Source organism: Glycomyces dulcitolivorans, from assembly GCF_003265355.1.
Classification (GTDB): Bacteria; Actinomycetota; Actinomycetes; order Mycobacteriales; family Micromonosporaceae; genus Glycomyces; species Glycomyces dulcitolivorans.
In genome coordinates this window covers 13130-30269 of sequence record NZ_QFRW01000329.1, presented here as the reverse complement: position 1 = coordinate 30269, position 17140 = coordinate 13130, and the positions used below count along the sequence as shown (strand labels likewise).

Genomic DNA, 17140 nt, shown 5'->3' with positions numbered 1-17140 from the left:
CTTTCTTGGTTCGGGCTAGACGGAAGCGGCAGCTTCGTTCTTGGAATGGACCGAGTAGTCGTCCTCGGTGGGGACGTGGAACACCGAGCGCGGCGCGAGGCCGTGCGCTTCGATGCTCTGGCAGTACTTGGAGATCCGCACGACGGACATGCCCAGGCGCGCGGCCATGTCGGTGACCCAGTACGGGACCCGCTCGTTGGCCTTGACCTCGACGATCGCCTTGTGCGGCGGGATGATCAGGCGGTTCTCGACCTCGGCGCCCAGGTGGAAGTCCCGGTCGCGCCCCCGCACCCGGTGGTCGATGGTGACCCGCAGGCCCAGGTCGGCGTCCGAGCCGAGGTACGCCTCGCGGTTGTACGCGGTGATCGCGGTCGGGCGCAGGCCGTGCCCCTCGACCAGGCCGAGGACCTCTTCGAGGAACGGCCGCTGCTCGGGGAGGTGGTCGACGAGGACCGCTTCGTCGCACAGCCTGCGGGCCAGCAGGTACGGCACCTTGACGCGCCGCTTCTGCGTGACCCGGTTGACCCGCTGCTTGATCTCCAGGTAGACGGGGGTGTCGTCCTGGAGGTCGTGCCGCTCGCCGTAGGCGCGGACGCGGACCTTGCGGCGGAACCGCAGGCCCTCGATCTTCTCCCAGTAGTACCGCAGCGAGGCGGAGTCGTAGTACAGGCTCGCGACCGGGTAGCCGCCGCGCACGGTGAACGGGTCGGCCTCCATGCGGGCGGCCAGCTCCTCGCGGAGCCGCGGGACCTCGTCGTACGACAGCAGGTACTTGATCTCGAAGCGGTTGAACGAGTGCAGTGCGCTGGCGGTGCGGCGCAGGTGGCCCGCGTCGGGGCTCGGTTCGGTCATGGCGCTCCTTGTCGCTAGGGAACGCAATGAGTCAAACCGCCCGAACTGATTTTGAACTCTGGGTTAACTCAAGACCAGCTCAAGATCGACGGGAAATGAACGGCTTCTCAGTCCTGTTGCGGTGCAGTGGACTCCGTGCCGCCTTGCAGCTGGTCGCCCTCGACCTGCTCCTCCGTGGGGATCACGGTCCGGTCGAGGGTCACGTCCGTCTCGTCCCCGGCGCCGACCGAGATCGAGTCGTAGGCGGTGAGCGCCTTGGTGACCGGGTCGAAGTACAGGACGTCCATCTCCATCTTCATGGTCGAGGAGGACGTGAAGTGGCGCAGCCCGGCCGCGCCCGTGGAGCCCTCGACCATGAGCGTGGTGCCCTCGCCGAGGTCCTCGACCGACCGCTCGTGCATGTGCCCGGCCAGGACCAGCGGCACGACGCCCGCGAGCGGGTCGGCCATCGGCGGCTCGTGGACCATCGCGAGGTCGGCGCCGCCGGCCTCCTCGATCGCGCCCGCGAGGCGCTCCCCGGACTCGGTGAGCATCTGCGCCACGTACTCGCTGTCGGGCAGGCTGCCCTTGTCGGGCGTGAACGTGGGGTCGGCGACCCCGGCGAAGCGGAGCCCGGCGATCTCCTGGACCTCGCCGTCGAGGATCGTCACGTTGTCGTACGCAGACAGGGCGGCGACCGTGGTGGCGGAGTCGTGGTTGCCCTTGACGAACACGTACGGCGCGTCGATCTGCGCGACGCCCTGCGAGAAGATCTCGGCCTCCTGCTCGGAGCCCCAGTCGTTCATGTCGCCGGTGTCGGCGACCGCGTCGATGTCGAACTGGCCGACGACGGTCTCCATGAGGTGCCAGGCGTTCGGGTTCAGGTGCAGGTCGGAGACGTGGAGGACCCGGATCGAGTTGTCCTGGATGCCGACCTGCGGCATGTCCATCGCGAGCGTGTAGAACCCGGAGATGTTCGTGACGATCTGCTGGAGGTCGCCGACGTACTCCTCGTAGTTCTCCGCGATGTTCTCGGCGCTGCCGACCACGCTGGGCGCGTAGGTGAGCAGGCCCTCGTAGCGCGGCTGCGAGATCGACTCGGGCCGCAGCGTGCCCGCGGCGAAGCCGACGAGCGCGCCGGTGACGGCGAGCGAGGTGATCCCGGTGAGCAGCGCGCGGCGCATGTTCCGGAACGCGAGGGCGCCGACGAGGAGCCCGCACAGGGTCACGATCGCGAGCGCCTCGACCACGACGCGGATGACGGCGTCGGTGACGTCGGAGGCGAGGTTCTGCGCGGCGATCGTGAAACCGTCGGGGGTGTTCATGATGAGCTGCGCCTTGACCGGGTCGATCGAGTCGAGCGACAGGTTCAGGCCGATGGGGCCGTCGTGGCTGTCGAACACGATGTCGCCCAGGGGCGGGATGTTCACGACGGTCTCGCCGTTCACGTCGGGGTGCAGGGCCACGGTGGTGTCGAACGGCCCGATGTCGGCGCTGGTGCCGCCCACGAGCGCCAGGCCCGCGGCGGCGGCCCCGGTGCCGAGCAGCACGATCGCGGCGGCGACGCCGGCCTTCTGCGCCCTGGGGGACTGCCGGAAGCGCGACCAGCCCGCTCTCGCCTTGCGCCACAGGGATCTCGCCCTCCGCAGCTGCGGGCGGGCGGCGTCGCGGAGGCGGCGGGCGTAGCCGGACCGGTCGTTCATCTAGACCCTCCCTTGGGCGGCGTAGCTGGTGGAGAAGCGGATGATGCGGTCGTCGGCCTCGTTCGCGGTGCACCCGCGCTCTTCGACGCAGCGGCCGTCGCGGTTGGAGGTCGTCACCCACAGCATCCCGTCGGGGCCCATGGCGACCGATCGTAGTCGACCGAACTCGCCGACGACGGCCGCTTGCGGCTCGCCGGCGGCGCCGGACTGGTCGAAGGGGACGATCCACAGCCGCTGCCCGCGCAGGCACGCGGTGACGAGCGAGTCCTCCAGGAACACGGCTCCGGCGCAGGAGGCCTCGAACGGCTCCCACGAGACGACCGGGTCGCGGTAGGCCGGGTCGTTTCCGGGGCCCTCGTAGTAGGGCCAGCCGTAGTTGGCGCCGGGCTCGATCAGGTTGACCTCGTCGGCCACGTCCTGCCCGAACTCGGTGGCGTACAGGGCGCCGGTGCCGCTCCAGGCGAGGCCCTCGATGTTGCGGTGCCCGAGCGAGTAGACGGGGGAGTCGGCGTCGGGGTTGCCCTCGGCGGGCTCGCCGGCCGCGGTGATCCGGAGGATCTTGCCGCCCAAGGAGTCCGGGTCCTGCGCGGTGTCGCCGTTCCCGGCGTCGCCGGTCGCGGCGTACAGGAACCCGTCGGGGCCGAATTCGAGCGCGCCGCCGTTGTGGTTCTCCCCGGAGGGGATGCCGGTGAGGACGGGTTCGGGCGCCGCGTCGGTGGTCGGGTCGATGCGGGCGATGCGGTTGTCCTCGCCGGTCGTGTAGTAGAGGTATACCGAGTGGTCTTCGGCGTACCCGGGGGAGACGGCGATGCCGAGCAGGCCGCCTTCGCCGGCGTCGTCCACATCGACCTGGAGCAGCTCTTCGGGGGCGCCGGTGGTGCCGTCCTCGGCGACGGGGATCTGGAGGATGCGGCCGCTCCGCTCGCCGACGATCGCGGAGCCGTCGGGGAGGAAGTCGAGGCCCCAGGGCACTTCGAGCCCTTCGGCGACGACGTCCATGAACGTCGCCGGGCTCTCGGGTGCGCCCGAGGGGGTCGGCAGGTTCGGCGGCTGGCCGGACTCGGGCTCGGGCGGCTCGCCGAACGAGCACGAGGCGAGGGACAGTGCGGCGGCGGCCGCAGCCGCGGCCGGGAGCAACCTGCGCATGGGCCCAACCATATAGGGAAGGGATGACAGGCGAGTGATGCCGCTTTTCACCGGCCGGGGATCCCCGATCCGGCGGCGTTTACACCGGCTCGGCGCAAACGATTGCTTCGACTACGCTCGGGACCTGTGAAAGTCTGGATCGCGCACGAACAAGGCCGCGCCCTGCTGGGCGACCTCCCCGCGGACGTCGAGGTCGAGGTCTACGACGGTAAGTCGGGCTACCCCTCTGACCCCGCTTCGGTCGACTTCTGGGTCCCGCCGTTCCTCGCCCAGTCGAAGGTCACCACCCCGCTCAAGGACATGGCCTCCCTCAAGACGATCCAGCTCTTGAGCGCGGGCGCCGAAGTCTGGGTCCCGGTCGTCCCCTCGAACGTGACCCTGTGCGACGCGCGCGGCGTCCACACCGGCGTCACCGCGGAGTGGACCGTCGGCGCGGTCATCGCGTCCATGCGCGGCTTCGACCTCTTCGCCCGCCAGCAGTCCCGCCACGAGTGGCGCGTCGAGTGGACCACCACCGCGGTCGGCAAGCGCGCCTTGATCGTCGGCGCGGGCGACATCGGCGAGAAGGTCGCCGACGTGCTCACCGCGCTCGGCGTCGAGGTCGAGAAGGTCGCCCGCCGCGAACGCCCCGGCGTCCACCCCATCGCCGCGGTCGAGACCCTGCTGCCCGAGTTCGACATCGTGGTCCTGATCCTCCCGCTCACCGACGAGACCCGCGGCCTCGTCGACGCGAAGTTCCTGTCCCGCATGAAGGACGGCGCCCTCCTGGTCAACGCCGCCCGCGGCCCGATCGTCGACACCGACGCCCTCGTCGCCGAAGTCGCCTCCGGCCGCCTCCGCTGCGCGATCGACGTCGTCGACCCCGAACCCCTCCCGCCGGGCCACCCCCTGTGGGACCTCGAAGGCGCCCTCATCACCCCCCACGCGGGCGCCTCAGTAGACGGCACCCTCGACCGCGCCTATGCCCCCGTAGGCCCCCAGATCCGCAGGGCCGCAGCAGGAGAACCCCTGGAGAACGTCGTCGCCGACGGCTACTAGCGCTCCGATTTCGGGGCCCCACAGGGAACTCCAGCCACTGTAGAGTCTTGATCGCCGACCGTGGCGGTTCCGACCGCGGCGGCTCCCCTTCCCCGAGAGGACCCCCATGTCCCCTGCACCCGACCGCGTCCGCGCGGCGCTCGGTGCGGCGGCCGCGATACCCCTCGCAGTCGCCGCCTTCGCCGTCCCCGCCGCGGCGCAGACCTACGATCCCGTTCCCGTACCCGTCGCCACCTGGCGTTTCGAGGGCGACGGCCTTGATGACGCCACCGCCGGCGCGCATCTCGATGCTGCCGCCGGACTCGCGTTCACCGCGGACCGCATTGGCCGCTCCGAATCGGCGCTCCTCGCCGACGGCACCGCCTCCGGTTGCGCGGTGAGCGACGCGCCCGCCGTCAACACCCTCGACAGCTTCACCGTCGCGGCCTGGGTCCGACCGGACGCCTTCGGCGACGCCGACCAGACCGTGCTCTCCCAGCGCGGGCCGAACGGACCGGCGTTCACCTTCGGCTGGGATGCCGAGACGGCGTCCTGGCAGTTCTCGACCGCGAAGACCCGCGCCGCAGGAGCCGCCTGGAACACCGTCGCCGCGCCCGCCACGGCGGCGGGGGAATGGCACCACCTCGCGGCCGCGTACGACCTGCCCGCACAGCAGCTGCGGATCTACATCGACGGCCAGGTGGCCGCTTCAGCGTCGTTCACACTGCAGCCCTGGGACGCCGACGGCATCGTCACCGTAGGCTGCACCGACCCCGCAGCCGCCGCCCCGGCGGCCTTCACCGGCGCGATCGACGACCTCGTGGTCGCACCGAAGGTGTTCACCCCGGCTCGCATCGGCGAGCTCGCCGCCGGCGACCACCTGCCGGCGGCCGCGCAGGCCTGGTGGCCGCTGCGAAGCGACCTCCTCGACGCGAGCGGTCGCGCGGCCGCCCTCGACGGACCGGCCGCACCCGCCTGGTCCGCGGACCAGTTCAACCGCGCCGACAGCGCCGTCACCCTCGACGGCACCGAATGCCTCTCTGCCGACGCCGCTATCCGCACCGACGACTCCTTCACCGCCTCGGCCTGGGTCCGGCTCGATGCTGTCTCCTCAGACGGACCGACCGTCCTCAACCTCCGCGGCGGCGACGGACGCACGGTGCGCCTGAAGTACAACGCGAGCGCAGGCACCTGGCAGTTCGTGCTCAGCGACGGCACGGACAGGACCGTCCTCTCCGCGGACGCCGCGGTCGCCGAGTGGACGCACCTGGCGGCCGTGTACGACGCAGTCACCTCGACGGCGACCCTCGTCGTCAACGGCGTCGCCACCGAAGCCGCGGTCGACCACGAGGTCGCCCGCGCCTCGACCCTCACCGTCGGCTGCAATCGCGAAGCCGCCGACGGTCCGAAGCAGCCCTGGGAGGGAGCGATCTCGCAGGTCCGGCTCTGGCGCGGCATCGCGACGGCCGAGGAGATCACCGGTACCGCCGTCGAGACGGTCGCCTTCTGGGACTTCAGCGAGAACCTCGGCGGGACGGACGGAGTCGGTGATCGCGACATGGTCTTCAACGGTGCGCCCGTGTACAACATCAACCGCTGGGGTGCTTGTGAAATGTCCCTGGAGGTGGACCCGGACTCGCCGGTCTACGGCACGGCGCTCGCGCCGTTCCGCACCGATGAGTCGTTCAGCGCCACGGTGTGGGTCAGGCCCGACGACCTTTCGGCGCGCCGCACGATTCTGGCGCAGTCCGGGACGGCCGCTTCCGCATTCGAGCTGGCCTTTGAACCTGCGACCGGAACCTGGGTCCTCGAATCGCATGAGAGCGACGCCGCGGATGCAAGCGTCGTCCAAGCGGTCGCAAGCGCTCCCGCCGTCGCCGAGCGCTGGTATCACCTGGCCGTGGTGTACGACATCCGCGCGAACTCGGTTGCGCTCTATGTGGACGGCGTCCTCTCCGGCGCCTCGGCCGGTCCGTCGAGCCCGTGGCCTGCGGACGGGGCCTTCTCCGTAGGAGCGACCGGTGCCGGCGTGGACCCGTTCTCCGGCTTCATCGATCAGGTTCGCGCTGTCTCCGGTGTGCTCGACGCGGAGACGATCGCCGAGTATGCGTCCCAGACGACGCCCTTCCCGCCCAATCCCGGTGACGTCGGTTGCGGTGACGACGAACCGCCGGTAATCGAGGACTGAGCCCTCAGCCCCCGGCCTTCGGGTCGGGGGCTGTCTCGTCCTCGCGCAGCAGCTCCTGGCCGCCGATCTCCAGGACCTGGGGGAGGTTTTCGGGCTTGAGGGGGTCGAGTTTGATCTGGGACTGGTCGGCGAGTATCGCCTGGACGCCTTCGTTGCCGGTGGCGAAGCCGTCGATGTGGCGCCAGGGGATCTCGCGGGTGGTGAACATGCCGCGGACGGTGAGGCCGTCGGTGGTGACGTCGACGCCGGAGCGCCAGGCCCACATGGAGACGCCGAGGGGGATGAAGAGCAGGACGACTCCGAGGGGCACCGAGAGGGCGCTCCAGAGGGGCTGCTCGACGATGAGCGCCAACGCGAGCGGGGCGACCGTGAGCCAGGCGACGAAGGCCGCGCCGGTGAACGCCGCGGAGCGGCGGACCCGCAGGCGGCGGGTGGGGAGCGGGGAGTCTGCGGACGTCATGCGTCCAGATTGACACACCCGGGCCCGGGGGCCGCGGGGTGGCGGTCCGGTTTCTGTCCGATTGTCGCTTGACGTGCGCGTCGGACGTGGCACGATCAGCTCATCGGCAGCGGAACGAGCCTGGTGGGGGTGAGTGTGGCCGTCAAGATCACATTCCGTCCGACGACGCGACAGGTCATCGGCCGCGCCCTGTTCCTCGGCGGCGTCTCCGCCCTGGTCGCGCTGGTCCCCGCCGTCCTGTACATGCTCGCCGTCGGCCACTGGTACCACCTCACCCTCGGCGTCCTCGTGCTCGTCGCCGCCGCGGTGGCCCTCGCGGTCGCCTACGCCGGGGCCCGCAAGCACGGCGTCGTCCTCGACGAGCGCGGCATCCACCCGCTGGAGTCCCAAGGGCCCCAAGGGAGTCCGCGAAACGAGCGGTACGCGGCGTGGACCGAGGTCGCCGACATCCGCGCCGAGCGGCGCGCCGGGCGCACCGTGCCGGTCGTGTACCTGGTCGACCCGTCCCAGAAGCCGTGGCGGCTCCAGGCCCCGTACTCGGGCCGCGCGCTCTCGGCCGACGACGAGCTCGACGAGAAGATCTTCGTCATGCGGAGCCTCTGGGAGGGGTACCGCCGCGGTCTGTCGCCGCGCCGCGAAGGCGCCTGATGGTATTGACCGACGTCACTGGCGGCAAACGTACTCCATTTTCGAAACTTCCGAAACTTTTCAGTAGCTCTGAGGCGGAATACGATTGCCATTCGTGATCTGATCGTGACCTTTGCGGCGACTTACCTGCCTTGACGCTGTTTTGGTGTTGCCGTAGTCTCACCGCTATCACCGAAAGTTTTCGGAGTGTTTCCGGAAGTTCGCCAAAACTTTTTGGCATGAGGCGGGGTCGTGCAGGGCCCCGTCACACCCCCTTCATGTGCACTGCGCGACCACGGAAGGAGCGCTCACCGATGAGCACTCAGCAGCCCGCCCGCACCCCCGCGGGCAACCAGCGATCCGAATTCCAGTGGGACCCCACCCTCACCCGCCGCGGCCTCGTCCTCTCCGGCGGCGCCGCGATCACCGCCTCCGCCGCCGGATGCAGCTTCTTCTCCACCGACCCCGAAGGCGAAGGCGCCGGCGGCGACAAGGGCCCCGAGGCCCCCATGCTCGCCGAGCGCGTCGAGGCCGGCGACCTCCCGCCGGTCGAGGAGCGCCTCCCCAAGGAGCCCCTCGTCGTCAAGGCCACCGACGAAATGGGCGCCTACGGCGGCACCTGGAACACCGCCATCACCGGCCCCTCCGACGGCCCCTGGCTGTGGCGCACCGTCAACGACGGCCACCTCCTCGAACGCTCCCGCGACTGGAGCGAGATCCGCATGAACGTCGCCTCCGCGTTCGAGGCCAACGCCGACGCCTCGGAGTTCACCATCACCCTCCGCGAAGGCGTCAAGTGGTCCGACGGGACCCCGCTGACCACTTCGGACGTCGAGTTCGCCTACGCCGACGTCAACCTCAACACCGAGCTCACCACCGCCATGCCGACCGAGCTCACCAGCCTCGACGGCACCCCCGCCGAACTCGAAGTGGTCGACGACTTCACCTTCATCGTCCGCTTCTCCGGGCCCAAGCCGCTCTTCCGCGACGACATGGCCGCCGGCGTCGCCGGCCAGCGCTTCACCATGTACCCCCGCCACTACCTGGAGCAGTTCCACCCCACCTACAACCCGGCCGCGCAGGACGAGGCCGTCGCCGAGGGCTACGACGGCTGGGTCTCGCGCTTCACCGCCCTGGGCAACCTGTGGAACTTCCAGTGGGAGAACCCGGAGCTGCCGACCCTGCTGCCGTGGATCTGCAAGAAGCCGGTCTCCGACGCCGACTACGCCCTCTTCGAGCGCAACCCGTACTACTGGAAGGTCGACGAGGACGGCAGCCAGCTCCCGTACCTCGACGAGGTCCGCTACAACATCATCGCCGACGTCGAGACGATGTTCGCCCACGCCGTCAACGGCGACTACGAGTTCCACTCGCGCCACTTCAACGACAACGCCCACCGCGCCGACGCCGTCGACGGCGAGGAGGCCGGCGGCTACACCATCATCGACCTCGAAGGCACCTATTCGAGCGACATGAACATCGCCTTCAACCTCAACCACGCCGACGCGAAACTGCGGAAGGTCTTCCAGGACAAGCAGTTCCGCATCGCCATGTCGCACGCGATCGACCGCCAGGAGCTCATCGACGTCCTGTGGAACCGCGTCGGCGAGCCCACCCAGGCCGCCCCGCGCCCCGAGTCGGACTTCTACGACGAGGCGTTCGCCACCCAGTACACCGAGTTCGACCCCGACCTCGCCGCGTCCACTCTGGACGCCGCCGGGTACGCCCTCGGCTCCGACGGCGTGCGGACCTCGGCCGACGGCACCCGCCTGGAGTTCACCGCCTCCGTCGCCGACGACGCCCTCCTCGGCACCGTCTGGCTCGACGGCCTCGACATGATCAAGGACATGTGGGCCGCCGTCGGCGTCACCCTCCACGTCAACGGCCAGCCGCGCGAGAACTGGCAGGCCGGCATCGACGAGAACGCCTACGACCTCACTGTGTGGACCGGCGACGGCGGCTACATCGACGAGACCACCGCCGTCCAGTGGTACATGCCCGCCGGACCCAGCGGCGGCGCGCTCTTCGCCCGCCAGTGGTCGGCGCACTACACCCTCAACGGCGCCCAGGACGCCGAGATGCTCGAAGCCCCGCCCGCGCACGTCGTCCAGCAGCACGACCTGTACGACCAGTTCCTCGCCGAGGCCGACGAGGCGGCCCGCGCCGAGATCTTCACGCAGATCCTCGCCGTCGCCAAGGAGCAGTTCTACGCCATCGGCACCGTCCGCGGCCAGGGCTCGTGGGCCATCGCCTCCAAGCGCCTGCGCAACTTCGGCGGCCCCATGCCGGAGAACCCCTCCTACGGGACCCCCGGGCCCGCCGCCCCCGAGCAGTGGTGGCTGGAGTCGGAATAACCAGGGCCGCAACGGAATAGGGAGTCCACAGTGGTGCGATACCTGGGCCGCCGCACGCTCTACATGGCGGCCACGCTGCTCGCGATCTCGCTGATGGTGTTCGTCATCATCAGCCTGCCCCCGGGCGACTACGTGACCGCGCTCCAGGCCAAGTACAACGTCATGGGCCAGGGCCTCACCGAAGCCGACGTCGCGAACCTGCGCATGCGCTACGGCCTCGACGGGAACCTGCTCCAGCAGTACTGGCACTGGATCACCCAGATCGTCCTCCACGGCGACCTCGGGATGTCCTTCGAGCACTCGAAGCCGGTCGAGGAGGTCATCGCCCCGCGCCTGGGCTGGACCATCGCGGTCTCGCTCATCACGCTCCTGGTGACGTGGGCGCTGGCGTTCCCGATCGGCGTCTACTCGGCGGTCAAGCAGCACTCGGCCGGCGACTACGCCGTCACCACTGTGGGCTTCCTGGGCCTGGCCACCCCGAACTTCCTGATCGCGCTGGTGTTCATCTACTTCAGCGTCACCTGGTTCGGCTCCGTCCCCTCCGGGCTCTGCTCGCCGGAGTGGTGCGACGCCGCCTGGAACCTCGGCAAGCTCCTCGACCTGTTGGGGCACTTGTGGATTCCGATGATCGTCATCGGCACCGGCGGCGTGGCGGGGCTGGTGCGGATCATCCGCAACAACCTCCTCGACGAGCTGCGGCGCCCGTACGTCACGGCCGCGCGCGCCCGCGGCGTCCCCGAGGGCGCCCTGCTGCGCCGCTACCCGCTGCGCGTGGCGCTCAACCCGTTCGTGTCCACGATCGGCTGGGTCCTGCCGCTGCTCCTGGTCGGCGACATCGTCGTCGGCCAGATCCTGAGCCTGCCGACGCTCGGCCCGATCCTGCTGGGCTCGTTGAAATCCCAGGACATGTACCTGGCCGGGTCGGTGATCATGGTCCTCAGCGTCGTCACCGTCATCGGCACGCTCATCTCGGACCTGCTCCTCGGCTGGCTCGACCCCCGCATCCGACTCGGACACCAGAGGTGAGCCGCGCATGAGCCTGAAAACCGTGCCTCTGAACGACGGAGAAGGCCTCGAACCCACCGGCATGACGCCCAGTCCGAGCGAACTCCAGCGCACTCGCGCCTCCCAGCGGAAACTCGTCTGGTGGGCCTTCAAGAAGCACCGGCTCGCGCTCGTCTCGGCCTGGCTCCTCGCCGCGATGCTCATCGTGATCGCCCTGTGCGAGTTCGTGGCCCCGTTCGGCGACCGCCACCGCGACTCCGAGTACACCACGGCCCCGCCGCAGGTCCTCAAGCTCTGGGACACCGACGGCCCCGACGGGTTCCGCTTCGGCCTCCACGTCGACGGCTACACGTCCACACAGGACCCGCGCTCGCTGCGGATCACGTACGAGCCCAACCCCGAGGACCGCGTCGACGTCGGCCTCTTCGTCAAGGGCGAGGAGTACGAACTCTTCGGCCTCATCCCCATGGACCGGCACCTCATCGGCCCCAAGGACTCAGGCGACCCGATGTACCTGTTCGGGACCACCACCGACGGCCAGGACCTGCTCAGCCAGCTCGTGTACGCCACCCGCGTCTCGGCCTCGGTCGGCATCATCGGCGTCATGCTGGCGTTCCTGCTCGGCATCGTCCTCGGCGCCGTCTCCGGCTACTTCGGCGGCTGGATCGACAACGTCGTGCAGCGCATCATCGAGCTGATCATGGCCGTCCCGTCGATCCCGCTGTGGCTCGGCCTCGCCGCCGCGCTCCCGGCCCAGATGGGGCCCGTCGCCAGGTACTTCATCATCACGACGATCCTCGCGCTGGTGGCGTGGACCGGCCTCGCCAGAGAGGTGCGCGGGCGGTTCCTCGCCCTGCGCTCGGAGGAGTTCGTGACCTCGGCGCGCCTCGACGGCTCCAGCCACGCGCGGGTCATGTTCCGGCACATGCTGCCCTCGTTCTCCTCGCACATCATCGCGGCGCTGAGCCTGTCGATCCCGGGCATGATCCTCGCCGAGACCGCCCTGTCGTGGCTCGGCATGGGCCTGCGCCCGCCGGCCGTCTCCTGGGGCGTGCAGCTCCAGGACGCCAGCAAGTGGAGCGTCCTTTCAGGAGCGCCGTGGCTGCTCATCCCGGGTGCCTGCGTCGTCCTGGTGGTCCTCGCGTTCAACTTCGTCGGCGACGGCCTGCGCGATGCCGCCGACCCCTACAAGCACTAGGTGAGCAATGGAGCAACCTTCACGACCGCTGCTGGAGATCTCGGGGCTGCACACCGGCTTCGACACCTTCGACGGGAGGGTCCGCGCCGTCGACGGCGTCGACCTCGAAGTCCACGCCGGCAAGACCCTCTGCGTCGTCGGCGAATCGGGCTGCGGCAAGTCCGTGACCGCTCGCTCGATCCTGCGTCTGGTCGAGGACTCCGGCTCGATCGACGCCGGCACGATCACCTGGCACGGCGACGGCGCGCCGTTCGACATCCTCTCCCTCGACCCGCGCGACAAACGCCTCCAGAGGCTGCGCGGCGGCGACATCGGCATGATATTCCAGGAGCCCGCCGCGTCGCTCCTGCAGCTGCGCACCATCGGCGCGCAGCTCATCGAGACCCTCCGCATCCACACCGGACTCGACAAGCGAGCCGCCCGCGCCAGGGCCGTCGAGCTGCTCGACTCGGTCGGCATCCCCGACCCGCAGCGGCGCATCGACGCCTACCCGTTCCAGCTGTCGGGCGGCATGTGCCAGCGCGCCATGATCGCGATCGCCCTGTGCGCCAACCCGTCCCTGCTCATCGCCGACGAGCCGACCACGGCCCTGGACGTGACGACGCAGGCGCGCATCCTCGACCTCATCCGCTCGCTCCAGGCCGAGCACCGCATGGCGGTCATGTTCATCACCCACGACCTCGGCGTCGTCGCCGAACTCGCCGACGAGGTCGCGGTCATGTACCTCGGCCGCGTCGTCGAGCGCGCCCCCGTGGACGAGATCTTCGCCGATCCCAAGCACCCGTACACGAAGGCGCTCCTGGCCTCCGTCCCGGTCCTCGGCCGCGACCGGCGCCGCGACCTGCCGACCATCCCCGGCGCGGTCCCGAACCCGCTCCACCGGCCGAGCGGCTGCTCGTTCCACCCCCGCTGCGCCGAGGCCATCGCCGGGAAGTGCGACGTCGACGCACCGCCCGAAGTGAACTTCGGCGGCGGCCGGACCGCCGAATGCGTGCTCTACGAGACCGAAGGGGCGAAGGCATGATCGAACCGATCCTGGAGGTCCGCGACCTCCACGTCCGATTCCCGGTGCGCCGCAACCTGCTCGGGCGCACCACGGTCGAGAACCACGCCGTCTCCGGCGTCGACCTCGCCCTGGTGCCGGGGGAGACCCTGGCGCTGGTGGGGGAGTCCGGCTGCGGCAAGACCACGCTGGGCCGCACCATCGTCGGCGCCCAGAAGGCCACGAGCGGCGCCGTCATCTTCGACGGCAAGGTCCTCACCTCGATGCCCGAACGCGAGCGGGCCCCGTACCGGCGCCAGATCCGCATGGTCTTCCAGGATCCGTTCTCGTCGCTGAACCCGCGGTTCACGCTGCGCCAGATCATCGGCGACCCGCTCGTCGCGACCGGCGAGGCGCGCGGCTCGGAGCTGGAGGACCGCATCGCCGAGATGATGCGCCGCGTCGGGCTCAGCCCCGACTACATGGACCGCTACCCGCACGCGTTCTCCGGCGGCCAGCGCCAGCGCGTGAACATCGCCCGTGCCCTGATCGTCAACCCGCGCCTGGTGGTCGCCGACGAGCCGGTGTCCGCATTGGACGTCTCGGTGCGGGCGCAGATCCTCAACCTGCTCAGGGAGCTCCAGGCCGAGTTCGGGCTGACGTACCTGTTCATCTCGCACGACCTGTCGGTGGTCGAGAACCTCGCCGACCGGGTCGCCGTCATGTACTTCGGCCGCATCGTCGAACTCGCCGACACCGCTTCGCTCTACGACGCCCCGAGGCACCCGTACACCGAGGCGCTCATGTCCGCGGTCCCGATCCCCGACCCCGCCTTGAAGGGCCGCGGCGGCCGCATCCTCCTCCCCGACGAGCTCCCCGACCCCTCGAACCCGCCCCCGGGCTGCGCGTTCGCCCGCCGCTGCCGCTACGCCGAGGCGGGCCGCTGCGACACCGGCGAGATCCCGCTGGAGCACGGCACGCGCTGCGTCCGCCGCGAAGAGCTCGACCTCCAGGGCATCGTCGGCGCGCCATCCTGAACTCGCCGTCCAACACCGAAGGGCCGGAAGTGGTACACCCGAACAACGACATCATCCCCACCGTCGAGGGCCTCGCCTACGGCGGCGACTACAACCCCGAGCAGTGGCCGCGCGAGGTCTGGGACGAGGACGTCCGCCTCATGCGCGAGGCCGGCGTCAACATCGTCAGCGTCAACATCTTCGCCTGGGCCCGAATCAATCCGGGCCCCGGAGAGTGGGACTTCGAGCAGCTCGACGCGATCATGGACCTCCTCGCGGACGCCGGCATCAAGGCCGACCTCGCGACCTCCACCGCCTCCCCGCCGCCGTGGTTCTCCGAGGCGCACCCCGAGACGCTCCCGGTCAACGCCGAAGGCGTGCGCCTGAACTCCGGCGCCCGCGCCGAGTACTGCCCGCACGCCCCGGCCTTCCGGGACGCGGTCGTCGAGATGGCCTCGCGCCTCGCCGAGCGCTACACCGGCCACCCGGCGCTGGCCATGTGGCACGTCGGCAACGAGTACTACCGCTCCTGCTTCTGCGACTTCGCGGCGGACGCGTTCCGCGCCTGGCTCCTGGAGCGCCACGGCTCCCTGGCGGGTTTGAACGACGCCTGGGGGACCGTGTTCTGGTCCCAGACCTACACCGCCTGGTCCCAGGTCCTCCCGCCGCGCATCTGCGCCGAGACCCCGAACCCGGGCCTCGTCCTCGACTGGCAGCGCTTCAGCTCCGACGCGCTCCTCAAGCTCTTCCGCTCCGAGGCCGACGCGATCGCGAAGTACTCCTCGGACAAGCCGATCACCACGAACCTCATGGTCACCGGCGACTTCTCAGGCATCGACTACCACCGCTGGGGCGACCACGTCACCGGCCCGAACCGCCTCGTCGCCACCGACCACTACCTCATCCCCGAGCACGACACCGACATCGAGTGGCCCGCCCAGGTCGCCTTCGGCGCCGACGCCTCCCGCGGCCTCGCCGGCGGCTCCCCTTGGCTCCTCATGGAACAGGCCGCCAACTCCAGCGCCTGGCGCCGCGGCTACTTCGCCAAGAAGCCCGGCGACCAGCTCCGCCACTCCCTCTCCTACGTCGCGCGCGGTTCCGAGGGCGCGATGTACTTCCAATGGCGCGCTTCGCGATACGGCGCCGAGCGCTACCACTCGGCGATGCTGCCGCACGGCGGCGAGGACTCGAAGGTCTTCCGGGAAGTGAAGGAATTCGGCGCGCAACTGAAGCAGATCGCGGAGGTGAAGGGCTCGCGGGTAGTCGCGAGAGCAGCGGTGCTGCTGGACTTCGAATCGTCTTGGGCGGCAAAGACACCGGGCCAACCCAGTGCCGACATGGCAACGTACCCGGAACTGCGCCGCTGGCACGCTGCCCTGTGGCGCCGCGGAGTGACCACCGACATCGTCAACCCCGCGTGGGACCTGAGCGGCTACGAGTTCGTCTTCGCCCCGCACCTGTACCTCCTCGACTCCGACGCGCACCTCCGCGACTACGTCGAGCACGGCGGCACCCTGGTCATCGGCCCCTACTCCGGCATCGTCGACCGCAACGACCACGTCCGCCCGGGCCTCCCGGGCGCGATCCGCGACCTGATCGGCGTCCGCGTGGAGGAGTTCGTCCCGATCCCTGAAGGCGAGACGATCGCCCTCGACGACGGCACGGAAGGCCAGACCTGGTCGGAAGCGGCTCACGCGCTCGATGCCGACGTGGTCGCTTCGTTCACCGACTACCCGTCGACAGGAGCGATCTTCCACCGCCATGTCGGCCAAGGCGAAGTCTGGTACCTCGCAACCCGCCCGACCGACCTCAACCCCCTCCTCGACCGCCTCGGCATCAGCACCGACGTCCCAGAGGGCCTGGAACTCGTCCGCCGCCGCCACGAAGACGGCCGCAGTTACCTGTTCGCGATCAACCACACGGAAAAACCCCAGCAACTGCAAGCCACTGGCAAGGATCTACTGACCGGGAAGCCATGGACGGAGGCTTCAATCCTGGAACCCGGTCAAGGCGTAGTCATCCGAGAAAGATCTGAGGCGCACAAGCAATGACGATGAACCGGGCCGCGCGCCCGATAAGACAAACCGTGACGAACGTGGGCGTCCGGACGCGCGTCCCGGCAATGTAAATACTCGTCGCCAGCAGAGGCGGCAGCCCAGCGAACGCGCTCAAAAACAAGATAGGAAGCGTCAACGCCGGCCGCTCCAACAAAGCCGTCAACTTCGCCGCCGCGGCCCGCAACGGCTTGCCCAGCGCCCTGACCCGCTGCCGCAGAGGCGAATCCGGCCGGTCCCCGACCCGTCGCTTCCGATGCTCGGACACCGCGTACAGCCACCGCTTGACCCGATCAGACCTGAACACCCCGCGGGCGCCCAGAAAAATCGCGGTCTTCCCGATCGTCTGCCCCACCGCCGCAGTCAACCCCAGCCCGACCGGCCCGTACCCCGTCATCGCCGCCAGCGCGATCAGATACGGCTCAATAGGCGTCACCGGCACGAACGCCGACCACAACGCCGTCAAGAACGTCGAGACGTACGCCGCGATCAAGGCACCGAGTCCGATTCAGTCGAGGGGGTCGCAGCCGCACGCTACACCACGACCCTAACCCCCCAC

Annotated in this window: 14 protein-coding genes; 9 read left to right on the top strand and 5 right to left on the bottom strand. The window is 69.8% G+C overall.

Going from position 1 to position 17140, the window contains the following annotated elements; genetic code table 11:
* Positions 1–15: 15 nt before the first annotated feature.
* From DI269_RS25740 to DI269_RS25730, 3 genes are all read right to left on the bottom strand, one after another.
* On the bottom strand, positions 16–852 hold the full coding sequence (locus tag DI269_RS25740; protein ID WP_112141364.1) for a polyphosphate polymerase domain-containing protein: 837 nt from the start codon (positions 850–852) through the stop codon (positions 16–18).
* Between the two features lie 107 nt (positions 853–959).
* Positions 960–2534, bottom strand: a complete 1575-nt coding sequence (locus DI269_RS25735; RefSeq protein ID WP_112141362.1) for a metallophosphoesterase family protein — start codon at positions 2532–2534, stop codon at positions 960–962.
* Complete coding sequence (locus DI269_RS25730) at positions 2535–3680, bottom strand: PQQ-dependent sugar dehydrogenase (RefSeq protein ID WP_198667752.1); 1146 nt, start codon at positions 3678–3680, stop codon at positions 2535–2537. It abuts the gene before it with no gap.
* A 126-nt stretch (positions 3681–3806) separates the two neighbouring features.
* Between DI269_RS25730 and DI269_RS25725 the strand changes: the two genes are divergently transcribed.
* A complete protein-coding gene (locus DI269_RS25725) occupies positions 3807–4718 on the top strand; it encodes a 2-hydroxyacid dehydrogenase (protein WP_112141358.1) in 912 nt (303 codons plus the stop codon).
* A 106-nt stretch (positions 4719–4824) separates the two neighbouring features.
* The gene (locus tag DI269_RS25720) at positions 4825–6885 is read left to right on the top strand and encodes a LamG domain-containing protein (protein WP_112141356.1); all 2061 of its coding nucleotides are present in this window, start codon (positions 4825–4827) and stop codon (positions 6883–6885) included.
* Positions 6886–6889: 4 nt separating this feature from the next.
* On the opposite strand, the gene DI269_RS25715 is transcribed toward DI269_RS25720, so the two are convergent.
* Complete coding sequence (locus tag DI269_RS25715; RefSeq protein ID WP_112141354.1) at positions 6890–7345, bottom strand: PH domain-containing protein; 456 nt, start codon at positions 7343–7345, stop codon at positions 6890–6892.
* A 135-nt stretch (positions 7346–7480) separates the two neighbouring features.
* Between DI269_RS25715 and DI269_RS25710 the strand changes: the two genes are divergently transcribed.
* From DI269_RS25710 to DI269_RS25680, 7 genes are all read left to right on the top strand, one after another.
* The gene (locus DI269_RS25710) at positions 7481–7993 is read left to right on the top strand and encodes a hypothetical protein (protein ID WP_112141352.1); all 513 of its coding nucleotides are present in this window, start codon (positions 7481–7483) and stop codon (positions 7991–7993) included.
* 293 nt (positions 7994–8286) lie between these two features.
* Positions 8287–10326, top strand: coding sequence for an ABC transporter substrate-binding protein (locus tag DI269_RS25705; protein WP_112141350.1), 2040 nt, complete (start codon positions 8287–8289; stop codon positions 10324–10326).
* Between the two features lie 30 nt (positions 10327–10356).
* Positions 10357–11352: an ABC transporter permease gene (locus DI269_RS25700; protein WP_112141348.1), complete on the top strand. Its 996-nt coding sequence runs from the start codon at positions 10357–10359 to the stop codon at positions 11350–11352.
* Positions 11353–11359: 7 nt separating this feature from the next.
* The gene (locus DI269_RS25695; protein ID WP_112141346.1) at positions 11360–12529 is read left to right on the top strand and encodes an ABC transporter permease; all 1170 of its coding nucleotides are present in this window, start codon (positions 11360–11362) and stop codon (positions 12527–12529) included.
* A 7-nt stretch (positions 12530–12536) separates the two neighbouring features.
* Entirely contained in the window at positions 12537–13553 is a 1017-nt protein-coding gene (locus tag DI269_RS25690) for an ABC transporter ATP-binding protein (RefSeq protein WP_112141344.1), read from the top strand.
* Entirely contained in the window at positions 13550–14548 is a 999-nt protein-coding gene (locus tag DI269_RS25685) for an ABC transporter ATP-binding protein (RefSeq protein WP_198667751.1), read from the top strand. Before DI269_RS25690 ends, DI269_RS25685 begins: the two co-directional genes overlap by 4 nt.
* A 29-nt stretch (positions 14549–14577) precedes the next feature.
* The gene (locus DI269_RS25680; protein WP_198667750.1) at positions 14578–16578 is read left to right on the top strand and encodes a beta-galactosidase; all 2001 of its coding nucleotides are present in this window, start codon (positions 14578–14580) and stop codon (positions 16576–16578) included.
* On the opposite strand, the gene DI269_RS25675 is transcribed toward DI269_RS25680, so the two are convergent.
* Entirely contained in the window at positions 16544–17074 is a 531-nt protein-coding gene (locus DI269_RS25675; protein WP_112141340.1) for a hypothetical protein, read from the bottom strand. The genes DI269_RS25680 and DI269_RS25675 overlap by 35 nt on opposite strands.
* Positions 17075–17140: the final 66 nt, after the last annotated feature.

Excerpts from the sequence above, each read along its gene's own strand:
- DI269_RS25685 (WP_198667751.1), top strand. The coding sequence starts at position 13,550 with ATGATCGAACCGATCCTGGAGGTCCGCGACCTCCACGTCCGATTCCCG.
- DI269_RS25730 (WP_198667752.1), bottom strand. The coding sequence starts at position 3,680 with ATGCGCAGGTTGCTCCCGGCCGCGGCTGCGGCCGCCGCCGCACTGTCC.
- DI269_RS25720 (WP_112141356.1), top strand. The coding sequence starts at position 4,825 with ATGTCCCCTGCACCCGACCGCGTCCGCGCGGCGCTCGGTGCGGCGGCC.
- DI269_RS25740 (WP_112141364.1), bottom strand. The coding sequence starts at position 852 with ATGACCGAACCGAGCCCCGACGCGGGCCACCTGCGCCGCACCGCCAGC.
- DI269_RS25705 (WP_112141350.1), top strand. The coding sequence starts at position 8,287 with ATGAGCACTCAGCAGCCCGCCCGCACCCCCGCGGGCAACCAGCGATCC.
- DI269_RS25695 (WP_112141346.1), top strand. The coding sequence starts at position 11,360 with ATGAGCCTGAAAACCGTGCCTCTGAACGACGGAGAAGGCCTCGAACCC.
- DI269_RS25735 (WP_112141362.1), bottom strand. The coding sequence starts at position 2,534 with ATGAACGACCGGTCCGGCTACGCCCGCCGCCTCCGCGACGCCGCCCGC.
- DI269_RS25690 (WP_112141344.1), top strand. The coding sequence starts at position 12,537 with ATGGAGCAACCTTCACGACCGCTGCTGGAGATCTCGGGGCTGCACACC.
- DI269_RS25715 (WP_112141354.1), bottom strand. The coding sequence starts at position 7,345 with ATGACGTCCGCAGACTCCCCGCTCCCCACCCGCCGCCTGCGGGTCCGC.